The organism is Actinomycetospora sp. NBRC 106378 (assembly GCF_030269685.1).
Taxonomy (GTDB): Bacteria; Actinomycetota; Actinomycetes; order Mycobacteriales; family Pseudonocardiaceae; genus Actinomycetospora.
The window spans coordinates 145,323-166,078 of record NZ_BSTT01000006.1; the positions used below are offsets into that span (position 1 = coordinate 145,323).

Annotated in this window: 20 protein-coding genes; 8 read left to right on the forward strand and 12 right to left on the reverse strand. The window is 75.5% G+C overall.

The genetic code is table 11. The features are described 5' to 3' along the window. Positions 1-10 precede the first annotated feature (10 nt). The gene (locus QSK00_RS15790; protein ID WP_285592078.1) at positions 11-466 is read left to right on the forward strand and encodes a PGPGW domain-containing protein; all 456 of its coding nucleotides are present in this window, start codon (positions 11-13) and stop codon (positions 464-466) included. 1 nt (position 467) lies between these two features. Here the strand turns inward: QSK00_RS15790 and QSK00_RS15795 are convergent, their stop codons facing one another. The 3 genes from QSK00_RS15795 to QSK00_RS15805 form a co-directional block, all read right to left on the reverse strand. Next, positions 468-827, reverse strand: coding sequence for a UBP-type zinc finger domain-containing protein (locus QSK00_RS15795; protein ID WP_285592079.1), 360 nt, complete (start codon positions 825-827; stop codon positions 468-470). A 73-nt stretch (positions 828-900) separates the two neighbouring features. After that, complete coding sequence (locus QSK00_RS15800; protein ID WP_285592080.1) at positions 901-1,902, reverse strand: DUF5996 family protein; 1,002 nt, start codon at positions 1,900-1,902, stop codon at positions 901-903. After that, positions 1,899-2,276, reverse strand: coding sequence for a hypothetical protein (locus QSK00_RS15805; RefSeq protein ID WP_285592082.1), 378 nt, complete (start codon positions 2,274-2,276; stop codon positions 1,899-1,901). The genes QSK00_RS15800 and QSK00_RS15805 overlap by 4 nt, the downstream gene beginning before the upstream one ends. 87 nt (positions 2,277-2,363) lie before the next feature. Between QSK00_RS15805 and QSK00_RS15810 the strand changes: the two genes are divergently transcribed. The 3 genes from QSK00_RS15810 (at position 2,364) to QSK00_RS15820 (ending at position 5,731) form a co-directional block, all read left to right on the forward strand. Next, positions 2,364-3,947: an MFS transporter gene (locus QSK00_RS15810; protein ID WP_285592083.1), complete on the forward strand. Its 1,584-nt coding sequence runs from the start codon at positions 2,364-2,366 to the stop codon at positions 3,945-3,947. Between the two features lie 97 nt (positions 3,948-4,044). Then, positions 4,045-5,013 (forward strand): alpha/beta hydrolase, encoded by a 969-nt coding sequence (locus tag QSK00_RS15815; protein ID WP_285592084.1) that lies wholly within the window; start codon positions 4,045-4,047, stop codon positions 5,011-5,013. Between the two features lies 1 nt (position 5,014). Further along, positions 5,015-5,731: an alpha/beta fold hydrolase gene (locus tag QSK00_RS15820; RefSeq protein WP_285592085.1), complete on the forward strand. Its 717-nt coding sequence runs from the start codon at positions 5,015-5,017 to the stop codon at positions 5,729-5,731. Between the two features lie 52 nt (positions 5,732-5,783). Here the strand turns inward: QSK00_RS15820 and QSK00_RS15825 are convergent, their stop codons facing one another. The 3 genes from QSK00_RS15825 to QSK00_RS15835 all read right to left on the reverse strand — a co-directional run bounded on the left by QSK00_RS15825 (position 5,784) and on the right by QSK00_RS15835 (position 10,659). Beyond that, positions 5,784-6,764 carry an alpha/beta hydrolase gene (locus tag QSK00_RS15825; protein WP_285592086.1) on the reverse strand — a complete coding sequence of 327 codons (981 nt, stop codon included), beginning with the start codon at positions 6,762-6,764 and terminating at the stop codon, positions 5,784-5,786. Between the two features lie 80 nt (positions 6,765-6,844). Further along, positions 6,845-9,613 carry a LuxR family transcriptional regulator gene (locus QSK00_RS15830; RefSeq protein WP_285592087.1) on the reverse strand — a complete coding sequence of 923 codons (2,769 nt, stop codon included), beginning with the start codon at positions 9,611-9,613 and terminating at the stop codon, positions 6,845-6,847. Further along, positions 9,610-10,659 carry a LacI family DNA-binding transcriptional regulator gene (locus QSK00_RS15835; protein ID WP_285592088.1) on the reverse strand — a complete coding sequence of 350 codons (1,050 nt, stop codon included), beginning with the start codon at positions 10,657-10,659 and terminating at the stop codon, positions 9,610-9,612. Before QSK00_RS15835 ends, QSK00_RS15830 begins: the two co-directional genes overlap by 4 nt. Positions 10,660-10,787: 128 nt before the next feature. Between QSK00_RS15835 and QSK00_RS15840 the strand changes: the two genes are divergently transcribed. Next, complete coding sequence (locus QSK00_RS15840; RefSeq protein WP_285592089.1) at positions 10,788-11,582, forward strand: SAM-dependent methyltransferase; 795 nt, start codon at positions 10,788-10,790, stop codon at positions 11,580-11,582. Here the strand turns inward: QSK00_RS15840 and QSK00_RS15845 are convergent. After that, positions 11,572-12,450, reverse strand: a complete 879-nt coding sequence (locus QSK00_RS15845; RefSeq protein ID WP_285592090.1) for a LysR family transcriptional regulator — start codon at positions 12,448-12,450, stop codon at positions 11,572-11,574. The two genes, QSK00_RS15840 and QSK00_RS15845, sit on opposite strands and share 11 nt — an antisense overlap. A gap of 123 nt (positions 12,451-12,573) precedes the next feature. Here QSK00_RS15845 and QSK00_RS15850 point away from each other — a divergent pair, with 123 nt between their 5' ends. Then, positions 12,574-13,317 (forward strand): SDR family oxidoreductase, encoded by a 744-nt coding sequence (locus QSK00_RS15850; protein ID WP_285592091.1) that lies wholly within the window; start codon positions 12,574-12,576, stop codon positions 13,315-13,317. A 4-nt stretch (positions 13,318-13,321) separates the two neighbouring features. Here QSK00_RS15850 and QSK00_RS15855 read toward each other — a convergent pair whose 3' ends face one another. Continuing rightward, a complete protein-coding gene (locus QSK00_RS15855) occupies positions 13,322-13,813 on the reverse strand; it encodes a pyridoxamine 5'-phosphate oxidase family protein (protein WP_285592243.1) in 492 nt (163 codons plus the stop codon). A gap of 324 nt (positions 13,814-14,137) precedes the next feature. On the opposite strand from QSK00_RS15855, the gene helD reads away from it, so the two are divergent. Both helD and QSK00_RS15865 read left to right on the forward strand, forming a co-directional pair. After that, complete coding sequence (gene helD, locus QSK00_RS15860) at positions 14,138-16,240, forward strand: RNA polymerase recycling motor HelD (RefSeq protein ID WP_285592092.1); 2,103 nt, start codon at positions 14,138-14,140, stop codon at positions 16,238-16,240. 64 nt (positions 16,241-16,304) lie between these two features. Further along, the gene (locus QSK00_RS15865) at positions 16,305-16,853 is read left to right on the forward strand and encodes a GNAT family N-acetyltransferase (RefSeq protein WP_285592093.1); all 549 of its coding nucleotides are present in this window, start codon (positions 16,305-16,307) and stop codon (positions 16,851-16,853) included. A 13-nt stretch (positions 16,854-16,866) separates the two neighbouring features. Here QSK00_RS15865 and QSK00_RS15870 read toward each other — a convergent pair whose 3' ends face one another. From QSK00_RS15870 to QSK00_RS15885, 4 genes are all read right to left on the reverse strand, one after another. Further along, on the reverse strand, positions 16,867-17,862 hold the full coding sequence (locus QSK00_RS15870) for a dihydrofolate reductase family protein (RefSeq protein ID WP_285592094.1): 996 nt from the start codon (positions 17,860-17,862) through the stop codon (positions 16,867-16,869). Then, a complete protein-coding gene (map, locus tag QSK00_RS15875) occupies positions 17,859-18,716 on the reverse strand; it encodes a type I methionyl aminopeptidase (RefSeq protein ID WP_285592095.1) in 858 nt (285 codons plus the stop codon). The genes QSK00_RS15870 and map overlap by 4 nt, the downstream gene beginning before the upstream one ends. A gap of 10 nt (positions 18,717-18,726) precedes the next feature. Then, the gene (locus tag QSK00_RS15880) at positions 18,727-19,101 is read right to left on the reverse strand and encodes a DUF3054 domain-containing protein (protein WP_285592096.1); all 375 of its coding nucleotides are present in this window, start codon (positions 19,099-19,101) and stop codon (positions 18,727-18,729) included. A 530-nt stretch (positions 19,102-19,631) separates the two neighbouring features. Beyond that, positions 19,632-20,465, reverse strand: coding sequence for a GNAT family N-acetyltransferase (locus tag QSK00_RS15885; RefSeq protein WP_285592097.1), 834 nt, complete (start codon positions 20,463-20,465; stop codon positions 19,632-19,634). Between the last annotated feature and the right edge of the window lie 291 nt (positions 20,466-20,756).

Here is a 20,756-nt window from a genome sequence, read left to right on the forward strand (position 1 = left end):
TCCGTCCGGTATGGCACCTCGAGCGGCGCGCGACGCCGGCGTCCTGTTCCGACGCATCGCGGTCACGATCGTGGGCGTCGCCCTCGTCGTCGCGGGCGTCGTCCTGCTCGTCCTGCCCGGCCCCGGCCTGCTGCTGGTGCTGGCCGGGCTGATCGTGCTCGCCAACGAGTACCCGTGGGCGCAGCGCTACGTCGCCCCGGTCCGGCGGCAGGCGATCACGGCCGCGCGGTTCAGCGTCGCGTCGAACCTGCGGATCGCCTGGACGGCCGCCGTCGGCCTGGCGCTGATCATCGGCGGCATCGTGTGGATCGCCGTGCCGACGCTGCCGTTCGGCGGGGCCGGCACCGGCTCGAGCCTGATCCTCTCCGGGGTGATCCTGCTCGGTCTGCTCGGCTACAGCGTCCACCGCTGGGGCGGCGGTCGGGGCGCCACCGCGACCGAGCCTTCCCGACGACGGGTCGTGTGACTCAGTTCAGCTGCGAGGTCCAGTCCTGCGGGACCCGGTCGGCCGGCCCGGGCACGGTCTGCTCCACCGGGTGGTGCCGCGGACCGGCGAGGTCCGGCCCCTCCCCGGCGGCCCCGGTCCGGTCGTCGTAGAACCAGTACTCGCCGGGCTCGTAGCTGGTCAGGATCGGGTGCCCGGCCTCGCGGGCGTGCCGGGTGGCGTGCTGCGACGGCGAGGAGTCGCAACAGCCGACGTGTCCGCAGGCCGCGCAGCGGCGCAGGTGGAACCACCACCCGCCGTCGTGGTCGCACTCGAGGCAGCCGGCGCCCGAGGGTGCGGCAGCGGGGTCGATCTCTCCGGGGGTCTCGTCCACGGCGGTCATCCTGCGCGTCCCACCGCCGGTCGCGCATCGGTCGTCCGGCCGAGGTCGCCGAGGTCGTCGGCGGCGGTGCGGCTCATCCGGTGTTCCCCCGGTCCGAGGCGACGGCGAGGTCGTGTTCGGCGCGCAGCAGCCGCTCGTGCTCGGCGCGACGCACGGGGTCGGTCACCCCGCTGTGGCAGCTGAGGTCCTCGACCGGCCAGCCGGCCCGGGCGGCCCCGGCGCGGTAGGCGCTCTCGTAGAAGTCGAGCACCGTCGCCCGCGGGAACGCGGTCGCGCGGGCGTCGTCGTAGGAGAGGACGGCGAGGTGCGAGCCGTTCTGCTCCTGCCAGCGGGCCGCGGCCGGGTGCAGCGGCGCCTGCTCGACGCCGGCGGGTTCGGGCGCGGTGTAGGAGTAGAAGGCCGGCTCCGGGGTGGTCGGGTCGCCGAACCAGAACCCGACGCTGACGACCTCCCGGGAGTACGCCTCGCGCGTCACCGGGTCGGTCCCCGCGCCGTGCTCGACGACGCGGTCGGAGAACCGCGTCAGCGCGAGGTCGAAGGTGTGCCAGAAGTGGTGGACCGGACTCGTCTTGCCGCTGTAGCGGCCCGCGAACTCCTCGAGCAGCAGGTTGACCTGCCCGAGGATGCGCCAGTAGCGCGTCACGGCGGCCGGGTCGTAGGTCGCGTGCTCGGTGTCCTGCGCGAACGGCCGGTCGTGGTCGGGCAGGTCGAACGGGCGCGGGTCGGCGAGGGCGACGTCGACCCCGAGCGCGGCCAGCCCCGCGGTGAGGTCGGCGTGGAAGGCCGCGACCGAGCGGTCGGTGAGTGGGAACGACCAGCGGCCGCCGTCCGCCGTCGTCAGGTCGAGGCGATGGTCGAGCAGGTCGAGGTCGACGCAGAACGCCCGCGCGCCGTCGACGCTCATCGGCCGGGTCGTGAGGCCGCGGCCGGTCAGGTGCAGGGGCACGTTCCACCAGTGGTTGCGCCGGGGGCTCGCCGCGAGGCGGACCTTCCCGACGATCTGCAGGAACCGGTGCAACGTGTCCCGCGTGGGCCGCCAGTCGGCGTAGGGCAGGGCGGGGAACAGCTCGGTCACGCGGGCCTCCCGGACGCTGCGGCGTCGCCCGGCTCCGCGGCGTCGTCCGCCTCCGGTGCCGGGGCCGCGTGGGGGTGGTTGACGAAGAGGACGGCGACGACGTTGGCCGCGAGGTCGATCACGATGCTGTCCGTCGCCACCATGATCGCGAGCGTCACGACGCCCAGCGCCAGTTCGTGGGGTGGTCGGTCCGGGAGCCCGGCGACGTTGCGCAGCGCCCGCACCAGCACGGGATGGCGCGCGACGGGCTCGGTGTCCGCGACGTCGTCGAGCCGACGACCGACCGCACGGGCGCCGTCGCGCAGCCGGACGAGTCCCGCGGCGGCGACGGTGCCGAGCGGTTCCAGCACGGTGGACGTGGCGGCGGTCGTCATGGCGGCAGCGTCGCGGTCGGGCGCGCGGCGGCGCATCGGTCAAGCGACCGATGCCGGGGCCGGAGCCCGGCCAGCAGCCTGTCGTCCGTGTCCCGTCCCTCCCCCGCCCCCTCGCCCTGGGCACCCCTGCGTCACCCGGTCTTCCGCTGGGTCTGGACCGCGTCGCTGGTGAGCAACGTCGGCACGTGGATGCAGACGGTCGGGGCGCAGTGGCTGCTCGTCGACGCCCGCGCCTCGTCGGCCGTCGTCGCCCTCGTCCAGACCGCGTCGTCGCTGCCGGTGCTGCTGGTGACCCTGCCCGCCGGGGTCGTCGCGGAGTTCGTCGACCGCCGCCGCGTCCTGCTCGCCGCGCAGGTCTTCCAACTCCTCGTCGGCCTCCTGCTCGCCCTGCTGACCGGGCTCGGCGCGACGGGTCCGGCGCTCCTGCTGGTGCTCACCTTCCTGCTCGGGTGCGGGGCCGCCGTGCAGATGCCCGCCTACCAGGCCTTCGTGCCCGACCTCGTCCCGCGTCGCGACCTCGGGGGTGCCGCCGCGCTCGGGTCGATCGCGGTGAACCTCGCCCGCGCCGCGGGACCGGCCATCGCCGGCGCGCTCATCCCCTCGCTGGGGGTCGCCGGCGTGTTCGGTCTCAACGCGGCGACGTTCGCGGTGTTCGCCGTGGCGCTGCTGCGGGCCCCGTCGCCGCCCCGGACCCCGGGCGCGCGGCAGTCCTTCCTCGCCGGGCTGGAGGCCGGGGGCCGCTACGTGCGCCACGCCCCCGCCGTGCGACGGATGATGGTGCGGCTGGTCGTCTTCGCCTTCCCCGCGGGCGTGCTGTGGGCGCTGCTCGCCCCGCTCGCCCACGACCGCCTCGGCCTCGGCGCCTCCGGGTACGGCCTGCTGCTCGGCGCGGCCGGGATCGGGTCGGTGGCGGGGGCGCTCGTCCTGCCCCGGCTGCGGTCGCGCGTGTCGTTCACGCCGCTCGTCGCGGTCGCCGGGGTGGTGACCGGCATCGCCACGGTCGTGATCGGACTGGTGCGCTCACCGGTGGCGGTCCTGGTCGTCCTGCTGCTCGCGGGCGCCGGCTGGATCACCGTGGTGGCCGGGATGAACGCGCTCATGCAGACGTTCCTCCCACGCTGGGTCCGCGCCCGCGCCCTGTCGATCTACCAGCTCGTGGTGTTCACGACCTCGGCGGTCGCCTCCGCGGTGTGGGGCGTCGTCGCCGACCTCGTGGGCACCGGCACCGCCTTCGTCGTCGCCGGGGTCGCCCTGCTCCTCGGGGCCGCCACCGTGCCCCGGTGGCCGCTGCTCGACGCCGACATCGGGTCCCGCGACGGCGTCGCCGACTGGACCCCGCCCGAGGTGACGCTGACCCCCGACGTCGCGGCCGTCCCGGTGCGGGTGACGGTGGTCTACCGCGTCACGCCCGAGCAGCACGAGGCGTTCCTCGCGGCGGCGCAGCGGCTGCGGACCTCCCGACGACGGACCGGAGGCACCGGGTGGGACCTCCTGCGCGACGGCGCCGACCCCGACCTGTTCGTCGAGGAGTACACGCTGCCGTCCTGGGCGGACCTCGACGACCAGAACACCGAGCGGCTGACCGACTTCGACCGGCGGGTCCTCGACGAGGTCCGGAGCCACGCGGAGGCGGTGGAGCCCCCGCGCACACGGTTCGTGGTCGCGCACTGACCCGGGAGCGAAGCGGTCGACCGACCGATACCGGACACGACGTGGTCCGACCCACGCTGAGCACCGCCCCGCACCGCACCCCGCAGGAAGGCGCCCCATGACCGACCAGCCGCATCCCGTCCTCGAACCCGCCGCCCAAGAGTTCGCCGACGCCACCGCGAAGCCGCCGTTCCTCTACGACCTCGGGCCCGTCGAGGGCCGGAAGACCGTCGACGAGGTGCAGAACGGGCAGGGGGTCGAGCGCCCGGACGCCGACATCACCGACCTGACGATCCCCGGCGGGCCCACCGGCGAGGTGTCGATCCGCATCGTGAAGCCGGCCGGGGCCACCGGGACCCTCCCCGCGCTCCTCTACACCCACGGCGCCGGCTGGGTGTTCGGCAACGCCCACACCCACGACCGCCTCGTCCGCGAGCTCGCCGTCCGCGCGCAGGCCGCCGTGGTGTTCACCAACTACGACCTCTCCCCCGAGGCGCGCTACCCGACGGCGATCGAGCAGGTCTACGTCGCCCTGCAGTGGATCGCCGCGAGCGGTGCCGAGCAGGGCATCGACGGGACGCGGATCGCCGTGGCCGGCGACTCCGTCGGCGGGAACATGACCGCGGCGACCACGCTGCTGGCCAAGCAGCGCGGCGGGCCCCGGATCGCGGCGCAGCTGCTCTTCTACCCCGTCACCGACGCCGGGTTCGACACGGCGTCCTACGAGCAGTTCGCGAGCGGCTACTTCCTCTCCCGCGAGGGCATGCACTGGTTCTGGGACCAGTACACGACCGACCCCGCCGAGCGGGCGCAGATCACGGCCTCCCCGCTGCGCGCCACCCTCGACGACCTCGCCGGCCTCCCGCCGGCCCTGGTCATCGTCGGGGAGGCGGACGTCCTGCGGGACGAGGGCGAGGCCTACGCCGCGAAGCTCCGCGCCGCCGGCGTCCCGACGACGGCCGTGCGCTACGCCGGGATCATCCACGACTTCGTCATGCTCGACGCCCTGCGCGACACCCACGCGGCCCGCGCCGCGACGCGCCAGGGCGTCGAGTTCCTGTTCGACGCGCTGCACGAGGGGAACTGAGATGTCCACGCCGCCAACCGTCGTCCTCGTCCACGGCGCCTTCGCCGACGCGTCGAGCTTCCGCGCCCTCATCCCCGAGCTGCTCGACAGCGGCCTCCCGGTGGTCGCACCCGCCGTCCCGAACCGGTCCCTCAACGGCGACGCCGCCTACGTCGCGTCGGTGGTCCGCCAGATCGAGGGCGAGGTGGTCCTCGTCGGCCACTCCTACGGCGGCGCGGTGATCACGGTCGCGGGCGTCGAGGAGAACGTCCGGGCCCTGGTCTACCTCGCCGGCTACGCCCTGGAGGAGGGCGAGAGCCTGGGTGAGCTGCAGGGCGGCTTCCCCGACTCGCTGCTCGCCTCCGCGCTGATGCAGACGACCTACCCGCAGCCCGACGGCTCCACCGGCACCGACGTCTCGGTGGTGCCCGGCCGGGTGCACGACGTGTTCGCACAGGACGTGGACCCGGAGATCACCCGCGTGCTCGCCGTCTCCCAGCGGCCGCTCGCGGCCGCCGCCTTCGGCGAGCCCGCCGGCGCCGCGGCGTGGCACTCGACGCCCGCCTGGGGCGTGGTCTCCTCGTCCGACCACACCATCAACCCCGACGTCGAGCGCTTCGGCTACCAGCGCGCGGGCGCGACGGTCGTCGAGATCGACTCCTCGCACCTGGTGATGCTCTCGCACCCGAAGGAGACCGCCGACGTGATCCGGGAGGCCGTCCGCGCGACCGAGCGCTGACCGGCGTCCGTCGTCCGGTGTGCCCCGCGGCCCGTCGGGTCGCGGGGCACCGTCACGGACGGAGCGCCTCGGCGAGGAAGTCGACGCCCTGCCGGACGGCGAGCCGGGCGGCGGGGACGCCCTCGAGCGGGCGCAGCGTCACGAAGTCGTGCACGACGCCGAGGTAGCGGGTGCAGGTGACGGGGACGCCGGCGTCGGCGAGGGCCCGCGCGTACGCCTCGCCCTCGTCACGCACGACGTCGACCTCGGCGGTGACGACGAGCGCGGGCGGGAGCCCGACCAGGTCGTCACGCCCCGCACGGGCCGGCCCGAACGCCGGGTCCTCCCGGTCCCCCGGTCGGTCGGCGTACTGCTGCCAGTACCAGCGCGCCGCCTGCGAGGGAAGCACGGAGACGTCGGCGAACCGCCGGTGCGAGTCGGTGTCGCAGCGGGGATCGAGCCACGGGTAGTACAGGAGCTGCGCCGCGAGCCGTGGCCCGCCGCGGCGCCCGACGAGCAGGGCGACGACGGCGGCGAGGGTCGCCCCGGTGCAGTCACCGGCCACGGCCACCCGCTGCGGGTCGAGCCCGAGGTCCGCCGCGTGCTCGACGACCCACAGCAGCGTCGCGTAGACCTCCTCGACCGCCACCGGGTACCGGGCCTCGGGGACGCGGGTGAACTCGGGGACCACCACGGCGGCCCCGACGCCGAGCGCGAGGGACCGGATCAGGCGCCCGTGGGTGTCGGCGTCGCCGGTGACCCACCGCCCGCCGTGCAGGTGGAGCACCGTCGGGGCGGGCCCGTCGAGGTCCTCCGGGCGCACGACGAGGAACCCGACCAGACCGTCCGGGCCGACCGGGGCGGAGTGCAGGTCGACGACCACCCCCGGCCCGGAGACGAGGTCGTCCTGGAGCTCGTGCAGGGCCTCCCGGCCGTCGCGGGTGCCGAGCTCGTGCAGCCGGGGCGGGCCCTGCAGGGCCCGCACGAGACGGGCGCACGCGGGGTCGAGTGTGGCGAGCGGGTCGTCTCCCGCGGGGGCTCCCGACGTGCTCACCCGATCACGCTATCCGTCCCCCACCGTCCGGGATCAAGGGTTCTCCCGCTCGAACGGTCGGACGACCGATGGGACGGCGCTCACGTCGGGCGGAAGAGCGCCGCGAGCTGGTGGCGGCCGCTGATCCCGAGCTTGGGGTAGGCGTGGTGCAGGTGCGAACCGACCGTGCGCGGGGACAGGAAGAGCCGTTGCCCGATCTCGCGGTTGCGCAGGCCCTCGGCCGCGAGCCGGACGACCTCGCGCTGCTGCGGGGTGAGCTCGGCGAGGAGGTCCTGCCCCGGGGCCGTGTCGCGGTGCTCGGCGCTGCCCGCGGCCCGCAGCTCTGTGCGGACACGCTCGGCGAGCGCCACCGCGCCGAGGGTCTCGAAGCTCTCGAGCGCCGCCGCGAGCATCTCCCGGGCCTCCCGCCCGCGGCGTCGCCGGCGCAGCCACTCCCCGTGGTGCAGCCGTGTCGTCGCCCGCTCGACGGGCCAGTCGTCGCCCGTGGGATCGGCGAGCGCGAGCTTGAAGTGGTGCTCGCTCTCGTGCTCCGGGCCGAGCAGGGCGTCGGCGTGGTGGAGCAGCATCCGCATCCGGGCCGAGCCCCGGGCCGTCGTCGTGGCCCGGACCCGCTCCACGACGAGCGCGGCGTCCGCCCGCTCCGCCGGGTCGGTGGCGGCCGCCGCGAGCAGCGCCACCATGCGGGCGGAGACCACCGGGTGGCGTGGCTCGCCGCCGGGCGTGAAGGCGCCGCGGAGGAGCCGGAGGGCCCGGGTCGGGTCGCCGGCCACCGTCGCGGCGACCGACCCGGCGAGCCGCAGGCGCAGGTCGAGGATCAGGTGGTCCGCGAGGTCGACCCGCGTGCGGGCGGCCGCGAGCACCTCGTGGGCCCCCGCGGCGTCGCCCCGCAGCGCCAGCAGGAGGGCCCGGGGGGACGCGAGCTCGACCGCGACCCGGTGGAAGCCGCGCGCGTCGGCGAGCGGGACCCACCGGTCCAGCACCGCGTCGGCCTCGGTCCAGCGGCCGTGCTCGACGAGCAGGTTCGCCAGCACCGCCACGCCGAAGGCGGCCGGTCCCTCGTGGTGCATGCGCACGTGGGCCCGCATCAGCAGCTCGACGCCGCGCCGGACGTCGTCGGCCCGGTCGGCGAGCAGCCCGAGGTTCTGCAGGTCGTTCGCCGTCGCGCCCGGACCGGCGCGGCCGGCCTCGAGCGCGAGGCGGAGGGCAGCGGCCGCCCGGGTCCGGTCGGTGCCCAGCACCGCCCGCGCCCACAGGAGGTCGGCCGGGGCGTCCGCGGTCTCCTGCACCCGGCGCAGGGCACCGGGGACGGCCGGGTGGCGCAGCAGCGCGGCGGTGGCCTCCTGGTGCTCGGGCAGCCCGGAGAAGTCCGCGCCGATGGTGTGGAACCCGGCGAGCAGGGTGGCGCCGGCGTCGTCGACCTCGCCCACGAACGGGGCGACCTCCTGCAGGGCCCGCATCGCGTCGCGCGGGCGGCCACGCAGCATCCGGGCGCCGGCGTGCAGCAGGGCCGCCCAGGTCAGCGTCGTCGGGTCGTCGGTGAGCTCGGTGAGCCGCCGGTGCTGCTCCGCGACGCCGTCCACGTCGCCGCCGGCGTAGGCCGCCTGCAGCGCGCGGTGGCGGCGCCCGACCGCGCGGGCCGCGTCGGGCGAGCACTCCGCCGCCCGCTCCCACGCCCGGACGGCGGCGTCGAAGTCGCCGGCGGCCTCGGCGCGCTCGGCGGTGTCCCCGAGGGCGGCCGCCACCGCCACGTCCGCCCCCGTACACGCGTGTGCCCGCTGCCACGTCGCGAGGTCGGGGTCGGACCCGGCCGCGGCGAGCGCCAGGTGGGCCCGGCGGCGGGCCTCGGCGGTGGCGCTCGCGTAGGCCGCGGCACGTCCGAGGGGGTGGCGGAAGTGCACGTCGTCGGCGACGGTGACCAGCCCCGCCCGCTCGGCGGCGGCCCAGTCGTCGAGCCCGGAGGACGCCCCGGCGGCGCGGGCGATCACCGCGGCCGACTCGCCCTCGGCGGCGGCCGCCGCCAGCAGCAGGTGCGACGTCGGCGGCCCCAGCTCGCGCAGCGGCCGGACGAACAGGTCCTCCGCCGCGGCGGACAGGTGCCGCGGCCGCGCGGTCCCCGCGGTCGCGAACTCCCGCAGGGCGAGCGGGTTGCCCGCCGCCGCGGCGACGATCTCGCGACGGACCCGGGGGTCGAGCCCGGGCGCGACCCCGTCGAGCAGGGACGCCGCCGCGACCGGGTCGAGCGGGCCGAGCACGCGGGTCGGGAGGGCCGCGTCCGGGGGCAGCGGTCGGTGGACTCCGCGGCCCGCGAACAGGACCGCGACCCGGTCGCGGCGGCGCAGCCGGCGCGCCACGAAGAGGAGGGCGCGCAGGGACTCGTGGTCCAGCCGGTCGGTGTCGTCGACCAGGAGCAGCACCGGGCGGCGGCGTCCGACCCGGAGCAGGAACCGCAGGACGCCGAAGGACACCGCCGCGGGGGCCGCGGCGGGCCGCAGCGGGTCGAAGACGGCGGCGAACGCCACCTGCTCGGCCCCGGACGGCGGAGCGGCGATGCCGCCGTCGCCGTCCTCGTCGTCGTCGTCGTCGAAGGCGCCGAGCACCTGCGACAACGCCGCCCACCGGATGTCCGCCTCGCCCTGCCAGCCGTCGGCCCGCACCACCCGGACCCCGGCCGCCGACGCCGTCGTGGCCGCGGCGTCGAGCAGCGCGGTCTTCCCGACCCCCACGTCCCCGACGAACGCCAGGGCGCTCCCGGTGCCGGCGCGGGGGCCGCCGCCGTCGGACACGTCGACGACCAGCTCGCCGAGGAGCCGCAGCTCCGGCTGCCGGCCCACGAGGGGCGCGTCGCTCACGGGGCCTCCTGCCGGACGGGCGGAGCCGTGCTGTCGCGCAGCACGACCTCCGCCGGGAACCGCACCGTGCGGGCGTCGGCCGTCGCGGGGTCGGACGCGAGCTCCATGGCGCACCGCCCCATGGCCTCCAGGTCGAGCCGCACCGTCGAGACGGCGGGGACGAGACGTCGCATCAGGGGGACGTCGTTGAAGCCGGCCACCGAGACGTCGTCGGGCACGGCGACTCCGGCCGCCGCCAGCACGTCGAGGGCCCCGAGGGCCATGACGTCGCTGACGCAGAACAGCGCCGTGGCCCGCGAGCGCCGGTCGAGCAGCTCGTGGGCCGCAGCCCGCCCGCCCTCCTCGCTGAACGGATGGTCGAGGAGCTCGACGTCGTCGACCGGGATGCCGCAGGCCGCGACCGCGTCGAGGAAGCCCCCGATGCGGTGCCGCACCGTCGTCAGGCAGGAGGGTCCGCCCGCCACGGCGAACCGGCGGTGACCCGCCTCGACCAGCGCGCGGGCGAGGTCCGCGGCGCCCTCCCGGTTGTCCGGCAGCACGGCGGGGACGGGCAGGTCGTGCTCGCTGACGACGGCGCAGCCGCCGCCCGCACGCCGGTGCAGGTCCAGCTCGTCGTGCATCGCGGCCCGGTAGTCCGCGTCCTCGAAGCCGCTGCCGGCCAGGACGATCGCGTCGGCCCGCTGCGCCCGGAAGGTGCGGACGAACTCGAGCTCCCGCTCCATCGACCGGAACGTGGTGCCCACCGTGACCAGCGCGCCGTGCTCGGCGGCGCCCGCGATGACCCCGCGGGCGATCGCGGAGAAGTACGGGTCGCTGATGTCGTGCAGGACCAGCCCGACGGTGGCCGTGGTGCCGCCCGCCAGGGCCTGCGCGTGGGCGTTCGGGACGTAGTGCAGCCGCCGCGCGGCCTCCACGATCCGTTCCCGCAGGTCGGGGCCGACCACCCGCGCCCCGCCGTTCAGGGCGCGGGACGCGGTGGCGAGCGAGACCCCGGCCGCCCGGGCGACGTCGGCCAGCGTCGCCTGACCGCTCGGCCGGATCCGCACAGCGGCACCCTAGAGCGCCACGCCGTCGTCGGGAAAGCGCTTTCCAGCTGATGCCGAGGTGTTGCACACCATCGACCGGTCCGCGATTCGACCGGGAGACACCGGATCGCGGGCTATCGTCAGTGGTCATGGTGGACGGACCCTGGCCGGACGAGCTCGACCTCAGCCGTCCGAACGGCGCCCGGGTCTACGACTACCTGCTCGGCGGGGCCCACAACTTCCAGGTCGACCGCGACCACGCCGCGCGCCTGCTCGCCGCCAACCCCGAGCAGCAGGTCGGCGCCCGCGCCAACCGCGCATTCCTCCGGCGGGTGGTCGAGTGGTGCGTGGAACGCGGGATCACGCAGTTCCTCGACCTCGGCTCCGGCGTCCCGACCGTCGGCAACGTGCACGAGATCGCCCACGCGCACGACCCGTCGATCCGGGTCGCCTACGTCGACTCCGACCCGATCGCGGTCGCCCACAGCGCCCAGGTCATCGCGGGCCTCGACACGGTCACCGTCACCCGCGCCGACCTCACCCGACCCGACGTGGTCCTCGACGCGGACGGCGTCGCCGGCCTCCTCGACCTCGACCGTCCCGTCGCCCTCCTCGCGATCGCCTGCCTGCACTTCACGGGCGGCGACGCCGAGCGGTTCATGTCCGTGTTCCGCGAGCGGCTCGCACCCGGCAGCGTGCTCGCGATCAGTCACGGCAGCGACGACGTCGAGGACGCGGACCACGCCGCGCGGATGCGGGCCGTCGTCGAGAGCTTCCGCGACACCGCCTCCCCCGTCACGCTGCGCTCCCGCGCCGAGATCCGGGCGCTGCTGGGGGACTTCACCCTCGCCGGGCCGGGCATCGTCGACATCACCGAGTGGCCTGTCCCAGGTCAGGCCCCGCGTCCCGCCGCCACGTGGGCGGCCGTCGCCGTCAAGGGCTGACCGGGCGGTCCCGGGCGATCCGGACGAAGGTCTCGAGCAGCGGCCGACGGTCGCCCGCCCGGACGCCGAGCACCACCGCCACGGGCCCGAGGTCCTCGACCGGGACCGCGACCAGGTCCGACCGCAGGTGCCCGTCGAGGACGGCCGCGGTCGCGAGGGCGACGGCTCTCCCCTCGGCGACGGCCTCGAGGCGGTCCTCCGGGGTGGCAACGGCGGGTCCTGCTGGGGCCGGGCGCCCGTCGGGCCGTGGGTCGACCCGCCAGAACGCGGCCCACTCCGGGTCGGGGTCGGGCAGCTGCGGCATGGGTTCGTCGGCGAGGTCGGCGAGCCGCACCGACGCGCGGGCGGCGAGCCGGTGGTCGGCGGCGACCAGCAGCACCCGGGGCTCGTCGCCGAGGTGGTGGATCTCCAGACCTTCGGCGGGCACCGGCATCCGGAACACCGCCGCGTCCACGCGTCCCCCCAGCAGCGCCGCCCGGGGCTCGTTCCAGGCGAGGTGGCACGTCCGGACGTCGGCGTCCGGCCGCTCGAGGCGCAGCGCGCGGACCGCCGGCGTGACCCGGAGGGCGGCGACGTGTCCGACGACCAGCCGCTCCGGCGCGGCCGCCGCCCGCGCCTCCGCCTGCGCGGTCGACGCGAGCTCCAGCAGGACGCGGGCGCGGTCGAGGTAGACCCGCCCGGCGGCGGTCAGGCGGACCCCGTGGCGGTGGCGCTCGAGGAGGACCACCCCGAGCTCCGCCTCGAGCCGCCGGATCTGTCGGCTCAGCGCCGGCTGGGCCAGATGCAGGGCCTCGGCGGCCCGCCCGACGTGGGCGTGCTCCGCGACCACCGTGAAGTGCCGCACGAGGCGGAGGTCCGGGTCGCCCACGACCTCACTGTAGGTCCGTGTCCTGCACCGATGCCGTTCCGGCATCGCCGGCGGTCGAAGCCGGTCTTGGACGGCGTCCCGTCCGGTGGCGGACGGTGGAGCTCCGGCGACGGAGGAGGAGACGTGGGGCGCTACGACGACCGCACCGTGGTGATCACGGGCGGGACGAGCGGGATCGGGCTGGCGTGCGCGCACCGGTTCGTCGACGACGGGGCGCGGGTGCTCGTCACGGGCCGGTCGGGCGAGCGACTGGACGGCGCTTTGGCTTCCCTCGGCCCGCGGGCTGTCGGGGTCCGTGGCGACGTCGGCGACCGGGATGACGTCCTCGCGCTCCGCGACCGCGTGGGACGGGAGCTCGGCCGGGCCGACCTGGTCGTGCTGAACGCCGGGGTCACGGCGTTCGCCCCGGTCGGCGACGTCACCGAGGAGGGCTACGACGAGCTGTTCGCCGTCAACACCCGCGGCCCGTTCTTCCTGCTGCAGCACCTCCTCCCGCTCGTTCCCGACGGCGGGTCGGTGGTGGTGACGACGTCCGTCGCGAACGTGCGTGGCCTGCCGGGCTCGAGCGTCTACGCGGCGACGAAGGCGGCACTGCGCTCGATGGTGCGGTCGTTCGCCCGGGAGCTCCTCCCCCGCGGCATCCGGGTCAACGCGGTCAGCCCCGGCGCCGTCGACACCGGCATCGTCGAGCGCGTCCTGCCGGCCGACGAGGCCCGCCGGGTGCTGGACGGGTTCGAGGCCGGCAACCCCATGCACCGCCTCGGCCGGGCGGAGGAGGTCGCCGCCGCGGTGGCGTTCCTCGGGTTCGAGGCGACCTACACGACCGGGGCGGAGCTCCCCGTCGACGGCGGGGCCACGCAGCTGTGACCCGTCAGCGCGGGTCGCCCTGCTGCGCGATCAGGTCCGCGACGGCCTGGGGGATCGTGGTCTCGAAGTCGTGCAGCACGACGTGGTCCGGGGTGATGGTCAGGACGGCCGTCTGCCGGTAGAGCGCGCGCACCCCGGCCTCCCACTGCGGCATCGCCTCGGCCGGCGTGATCTTGCGGGAGGCGGCGACGAACTCCTCGCGGACGCCGTCGACGACCTCGATCGCCGCCCGGCCCCGGATGAGCAGCGAACGCGGCGGCATGCCGGGCCGGTCGACCGCGAGGGCGACCCGCGGGTGGGCGGTGATCGCCGCGACCTTGGCGGAGTGCACGACCGTCGTGATGACGATCGCCGTCCCGTCCCACCAGAAGGCGGTCGGCACCACGCGCGGGTCGCCGTCCAGCCCGACGTAGGACAACCGGGCCGGGACGTCGGAGAACAGCAGCTCCTGCGCGACGGGCTTCGCGAGGGTGTCGGTGACGGTGCGGGCGTCCATGGTGGTCACGGGGTGCTCCTTCGGTCGCGGATGGCATCCCCGGGACGGAGCCGGACGGCGGTTCTCGACAACCCCGCGCGGACTGTTCGTGAGTGCGTCGCGGCACGGCTTGCGCGTGTCGCTCACGAAGCCGCGATCACGGTCCTGGGCCTGCCCGACGACGGGGCGTTCCTGCCACGGGATGCCGGCAACGACGTCCTGCCACGAGAGGGCGGTCCGCCGTGTTCAACGTATAGCGCAGCGGGGGGCTTGCCACAAGACCCGGAGCCGGCCGCACACTCTGCCCTCGCAGTCCGCTGACCAGCGGGAACGACGAGGGGGACCGTGACCGGACACCACGACCTGCAGGTCGAGCGCGAGCACCTGGCGGAGCTCTACGACCGGCTCGACACCGAGCGCGCGACGGTGCACGACGAGTACGCCGCGGCGCTGCGCGGCGAGGACGGGGAGCGGGCGATGGACCGGGACGTCCGGGTCCGGGAGACCGCGACCCGGATGCGGCGCCTCGACGTCGCCGACCGGGGGCTGTGCTTCGGGCGCCTCGACCCCGAGCGCGGCGCGGCCACCTACGTCGGGCGGATCGGGCTGCGCGACCGCGCCACCGACGAGCCGGTCCTCGTCGACTGGCGCGCCCCGGCCGCCCGGCCCTTCTACACCGCCACCGGTGCCCGTCCCGAGGGCGTGCGGCGTCGCCGCCAGTTCCACACCCGGGGGCGCCACCTCGACTCGATCACCGACGAGGACCTGCAGGGAGACGGCGGCGACGACCCCGACGCGGCGCTCCTCGCGGCCGTGAACGCCCCGCGCGGCGAGGGCATGCGCGACATCGTCGCCACGATCCAGGCGGAGCAGGACGAGATCATCCGGCTCGACCACGCGGGTGTCGTGGTCATCGAGGGCGGCCCGGGGACGGGGAAGACGGTCGTCGCGCTGCACCGCGTCGCCTACCTGCTCTACACCCACCGCGCGCGGATCGAGCGGCACGGCGTGCTGGTCGTCGGCCCCAACCGGTCGTTCGTCCGCCACGTCGAGGCCGTCCTGCCCTCGCTCGGCGAGTCCGACGTCGTCTTCGCGATGCCGGGTGATCTCGTCCCGGGGCTGCACGTCACCCGCGAGGACACCCCGGACGCGGCCCGCCGCAAGGGGTCGCTCGACGTCCTGCCCGTGCTCGCCGCAGCCGTCGCCGACCGGCAACGCCTGCCCGACGACCCCGTACCGGTCAGGCTGGGTGACACGACGGTCCACCTCGGCGCCGACGTCGCCGGTTGGGCCCGCGACGAGGCGCGGGCGAGCGGGCGGCCGCACAACGAGGCCCGCGAGGTCTTCGTCGAGATCGTCACGTGGGCGCTCACCGAACGGGCCCTGAGCCGGATCGGGCGGGACCTCGCCGGCTCCCTGCGGGCCGACGTCGCCGCGGAGGTCGCCGGGCACGAGGGTCTGGCGCGGGCGCTCGACGGCCTGTGGCCGGTCCTCACCCCGGCCGACCTGCTCGCCGAGCTCTACACCTCCACCGACGACCCCGTGCTCCACCGCGCGGAGGGTGACGCCTGGACCGTCTCCGACGTGCCCCTGCTCGACGAGCTGGTCGACCTGCTCGGAACGGATCCGGCGGCCGAGCGGGCGGCCGCCGCGACCCGCCGTCGGGAACGGGACGAGGAGGCCGAGTACGCGGCCGGGGTGCTGGAGGTGATGACCCTCGACCGGGAGGAGCTCGACGAGGACCTCGGGGTGACCGTGCAGGACCTCACCCACGCCGGGGTCCTGGCCGACCGGTTCGTGGAGATCGACACCCGGGACCTCGCCGAGCGCGCGGCGGCGGACCGCGACTGGACCTACCGTCACGTCGTCGTCGACGAGGCCCAGGAGCTCTCCGCGATGGACTGGCGGGTGCTGATGCGGCGCTGCCCGGCGCGGTCGTTCACCGTGGTCGGCGACCTCGCGCAACGCCGATCCGCCGCGGGCGCCCGGTCGTGGGCCGCCATGCTCGACCCGTACGTCCCGGGACGGTGGGTGCACCGGGCGCTGACGGTCAACTACCGCACGCCCGCCGAGATCCTGGCCGTCGCCACCCGGGTCCTCGCCTCCTACGCCCCCGACGTCCGGCCGCCCGAGTCGGTGCGCGCGCCCGGCGTAGTGCCGTGGTCGTGCCGGGTCGACGACGCCGGGCTCCCCGCGGCGATCGCCGCCTTCGAGGCGGCGGAGGCCACGCGGGAGGGGACGAGCGTGGTCATCGGGCCGCCCGGGACGGCGGGCGCGGTGCCGGCCGCGGAGACCAAGGGCCTGGAGTTCGACGCCGTGCTCGTCGTCGACCCGGACCGCGTCCTCGCCGAGAACCCGGCCGACCTCTACGTGGCGCTCACCCGCGCGACGCAGCGGCTCGGGGTGCTCTACCGAGGGTCCCGACCTGCGTTTCTGAGGGCACCCTGACCGCAGCGCGTGACGATCAGTCGCTCAGCTGTGTCTGCTGCCTCCCGTGTGCAAGAGTGGAACGATGACCGTCGTTCTCGGGGAGTCGACCGTGCGACCCGCGACCCGCGAGGACCTGCCCGCCGTCGAGCGCCACATGCGGGCGATGCTCGTGGAGCTCGGCGGGCACGACCCGCGCTTCCACACCGACGTCGACGACCTCGCCGCGGCCTACCTGGACCAGGACGACCGGGTGCTGCTCGTGTCCTACGGCGCGGACGGCTCGGTGGCCGGGACCGCGTCGGTGCGGCCGGGCGGGCCGCAGCCCGAGTTCGTCCCGTCGTGGTTGGCGGAGCGCTACGCGTCGACGTCGGTCGGCCAGGTCTGCCGGGTGTGGGTGGCGCCGTCCGCCCGACGCGGCGGGGTCGGGCGGGCGCTGGCCCGCGCGGCCGTGGACTGGGCCGTGGAGCGGTTCGACATCGTCTGCCTGCACACCAACGCCTCGGTGCCGGGTGCGCTCGCGTTCTGGCGGGCGTTCCCCGGGCTGGTCGAGGTGTTCGACGCCCGCCCCGACCCGTGGTCGACGGTGCACTTCGAGGTGGCTCCGCCAAATGAGCACTCGGGGTCGCTCTAGCGACCGTCAGTGCTCACGTGCGCTGTGCGCACCTGCGCGCCAGCGGCTCCCACCGCGACAGCTGCACGACCTCGATCCCGACCGCCTCGAGTTGCTCGGACCCGCTCGGCGCCGTGACGAAGTCGGGCGGCTCGCGCCACGCGTGGACCACCCGCGGGATGCCGGCGCGAGCGATGAGCGCGGCGCACGGGTCGGGGCGTGAGCCGCGTTCGCCGCACGGTTCGAGCGAGCTGTAGAGCGTCGCCCGGCGCAGCCGCGGGTCGTGGCCGAGCGCGCGGAGGACGCCCTCCTCGGCGTGGTCGAGCGGGTGGTCGCGGCGGGACCAGCCGTGGCCCAGCACCGTGCCGTCGTCGGCCACCACCACGCACCCGACGCTGAACGCGGTCGCCGACGGCGGGCAGTGCTCGGCGAGCAGGCAGGCCTCGGCGAGGTGGCGGTCGTCGGCGTCGCCGAAGCGGTACCGGAGCAGGACGTCGTCGCCGATCGTGCGGGTCTCGACCAGGTGCGGGGGGCGGCCGCCGCCGGTGAACCGGGGACCGTCGCCCACCAGCTGCGGGGCCGTGACCAGCTGCAGCTCGTCGACCAGACCCGCCGTCAGGAACTCGCGCAGGACGGTCGCGCCGCCCTCGACCATGAGCCGGACCACGCCGCGGCGACCGAGCGCGTCGAGCACCTCGTCGGGCGTGCCGGCGAGGGTGATCGTCTCGGCGTCCCCACTCAGGACCCGGGCTGCCGGGTCGATCAGACCCGTCGTCAGGACCACCCGCAGCGGGCTCGGCGGCAGGCCTCGGGCGACCCGGGCCGCACGGCGCTCGGCGGACCGGACCAGCAGGCGCGGGTCGTCGGCGCGGACGGTGCCCGCGCCGACGAGGATCGCGTCGACGCCGGCGCGCTCCTGGTCGACCCGGTCGAGGTCGGCCGGACCGGAGAGGACGCGGCGCTGCGGGGTCGCGTCGTCGAGGAAGCCGTCGAGGGACACGGCGCAGCTCGCGAGGACGTGCGGCCTCACGGCAGCGTCAGGATCTCACTACCCGTGTCGGTGACCAGGATCGTGTGCTCGAACTGGGCGGTGCGCGACTTGTCCTTCGTCGTCACCGTCCAGCCGTCGTCCCAGATGTCGTAGTCGATCGACCCGAGGGTGATCATCGGTTCGATCGTGAACGTCATGCCGGGCTCGAGCATCTCGTGCCGCGACGGGTCGTCGTAGTGCACGACCACGAGCCCGCTGTGGAACGTCCGCCCGATGCCGTGGCCGGTGAAGTCGCGGACCACGCCGTAGCCGAACCGGTTGGCGTAGGCCTCGATGACCCGCCCGACGACGTTCAGCTCACGACCCGGCTTGACGGCCTTGATCGCCCGCATCGTCGCCTCGTGGGTGCGCTCGACGAGGAGGCGGTCCTCCTCGGCGACGTCGCCCGCGAGGAACGTGGCGTTGGTGTCGCCGTGCACGCCGTCGATGAAGGCGGTGACGTCGATGTTGACGATGTCGCCGTCCTCGATCACCGTCGAGTCGGGGATGCCGTGGCAGATGACCTCGTTCAGCGAGGTGCAGCACGACTTCGGGAAGTTCCGGTACCCGAGCGTCGACGGGTAGGCGCCGTGGTCGACGAGGAACTCGTGGACCACCCGGTCGACCTCGTCGGTGGTGACCCCGGGCTTCACGGCCTCGCCGCCCGCCTGCAGCGACTGCGCCGCGATCCGGCTCGCGTGGCGCATCTTCTCGATGACCTCGGGGTCCTGCACCCACGGGTCGGTCGAGCGCGCGGGCGCGGCCTTCCCGACGTACTCGGGCCGCGGGATGGACGACGGCACCGGGCGCAGAGGCGTCTGCCGCCCGGGGCGCAGAGGGGCACGCACCGGCATGCCCTCCACCCTAGGCTTCCTGCCGCTGACGCCTCCCCAGCACCGCCGTGACGGCGCGCACCACCCCGCGCCACCCGAGGACCAGCACGGCGAGCGAGATCGTCGCGACGATGATGAAGCTCAGCGGCGGGGTGTCCACGAACGCCCAGCGCAGCAGCAGCCCGACGACGACGGCGCCGAGCCACACCGCGACCCCGGACCGCCACGAGAGCGGGTCACGCCACGAACGGCTCGCGAGGGCACCGACCAGCGCGCCGAGCACGAAGGGCGCCGCGACCACGGCGATCCCGACGACCGCCAGGTCCTCCTCGTGCGACCGGCGGCCGATCGCGGCGAATACCAGCACGGCGAGCAGGTCGATCAGGGCGAGGGCACGGGTGCGCACGGGATCGAGGGTAGGCGGCCGGTCCCTCCCCCGTCCTTCGTGGCAGGAAAGCGTCGTTGCTGGCATCCAGCGGCAGGTTCGCCGCTTCCTCGTTCCCGACGGCGGGTCCGGGCTCGCTCGGCGAGGTGCACGCCAGGCAGGTCGGACGGCCCCCGACGCTGCCTCACGTCACCCTCGCGGTGCGCCGCGCTCCGTCCGGCCAAGATCTCATCCCGCGGAGCGAAGTGCTCGCTCAGCGACCATCTCGCTCCGCTCGTCAGGATCTTCCCGACGGCGGGTGCGGCTCCCGCCGCGAGGTGTACGTGAGGCATGTCGGCGGGCCCGGACGGCTGCCTCTCGTTACCCTCGCGGCGGGCGACCCGGCGCGCGGCGAGGCTTGCCCCGCGAGGTGCACGCCAAGCAGGCCGGAGGGCCCCCGACGCTGCCTCACGTCACCCTCGCGGCGGGCTCTCGTCAGGCGCCCCACCTGACGATGCGGCGTTCCTGCCACTGGACGACAGCATCGACGCTTTCCTGCCACGCGAAGGGCGTCAGAACAGCACCGTCGCGAAGCTCGCGACCTGCTCGAACCCCACCCGCGCGTAGGCGGCCCGGGCCGGGGTGTTGAACGCGTTCACGTACAGCGACGCGATCCGGCCCGCGCGGACGAGGTGGTCGACCACCGCGGCGGTGCCGGCCTGACCGAGACCCCGGCCGCGCCAGTCGGGGTGCACCCAGACGCCCTGGATCTGCCCGACCCGGGTCGAGAGCGCCCCGACCTCGGCCTTGAACACGACCTCGCCCTGCTCGAACCGCACGAAGGCGCGCCCCGAGGCGATCAGCTCCGAGACCCGCGCGCGGTAGCCCGCCCCGCCGTCCCCGACCCGCGGGTCGACCCCGACCTCCTCGAGGAACATCGCGATCGCCGCCGGGAGGTAGCGCTCCATGTCCTCGGGTCGGGCCTGCCGGACCTCGCGGTCGGGGATGATCGACGGGTTCGAGTCGGTGGCCATCAGCGGCTGGTCGGGGCGCACCTCGCGGGCCTCGCCCCAGTGCTCGGAGAGCTCCTCCCACAGCGGCAGCACCAGTTCGCGGCGGCCCACCAGCGACGAGCAGGTGCGCCGGTTGCGGCGGGCGCGCTCGGCGAACGCGCGGACCGCGGCCCGTTCCCCGCGCAGCGGTACGAGGTTGGCGCCGGAGAAACACAGCCCGTCCAGCCGGCCGCCGACGCCCCACAGCTCGCCGCCCAGACGCCAGGGCTCGACACCGACGGTCTCGACCCGCGACGCGACCATGCAGGTCGCGACCGGGTCAGCGTCGAGAACACCGCGCACCCTCGACCGGTCACGGTCGTCGAGGAGCCGCGCACCGGCGGTACGGAGCACGATGCAAGAGTGCCACACCGGGGGCGCCATCAACCGTGCACGGTGCGTACACCTGTGGCGGGTTGCTTCATCCGACCGTCATGATCGCCACAGTGTCAGGACATGACCTGCACAGCTCGACCAGGGACCCTGGACCCATGGCAGACGACACCACCCGGGACGAGATCGACGCCAGCGACGCCACCGCCGCCCTCGAGGCCATCGCGCGCCGGGGCAGCGTCGCGAACCCGCGCCGCACCCGCCGCTAGTCCCTCCCCGACCCCGCTCCCCCTCCGCCCGCCGCACCGTCGC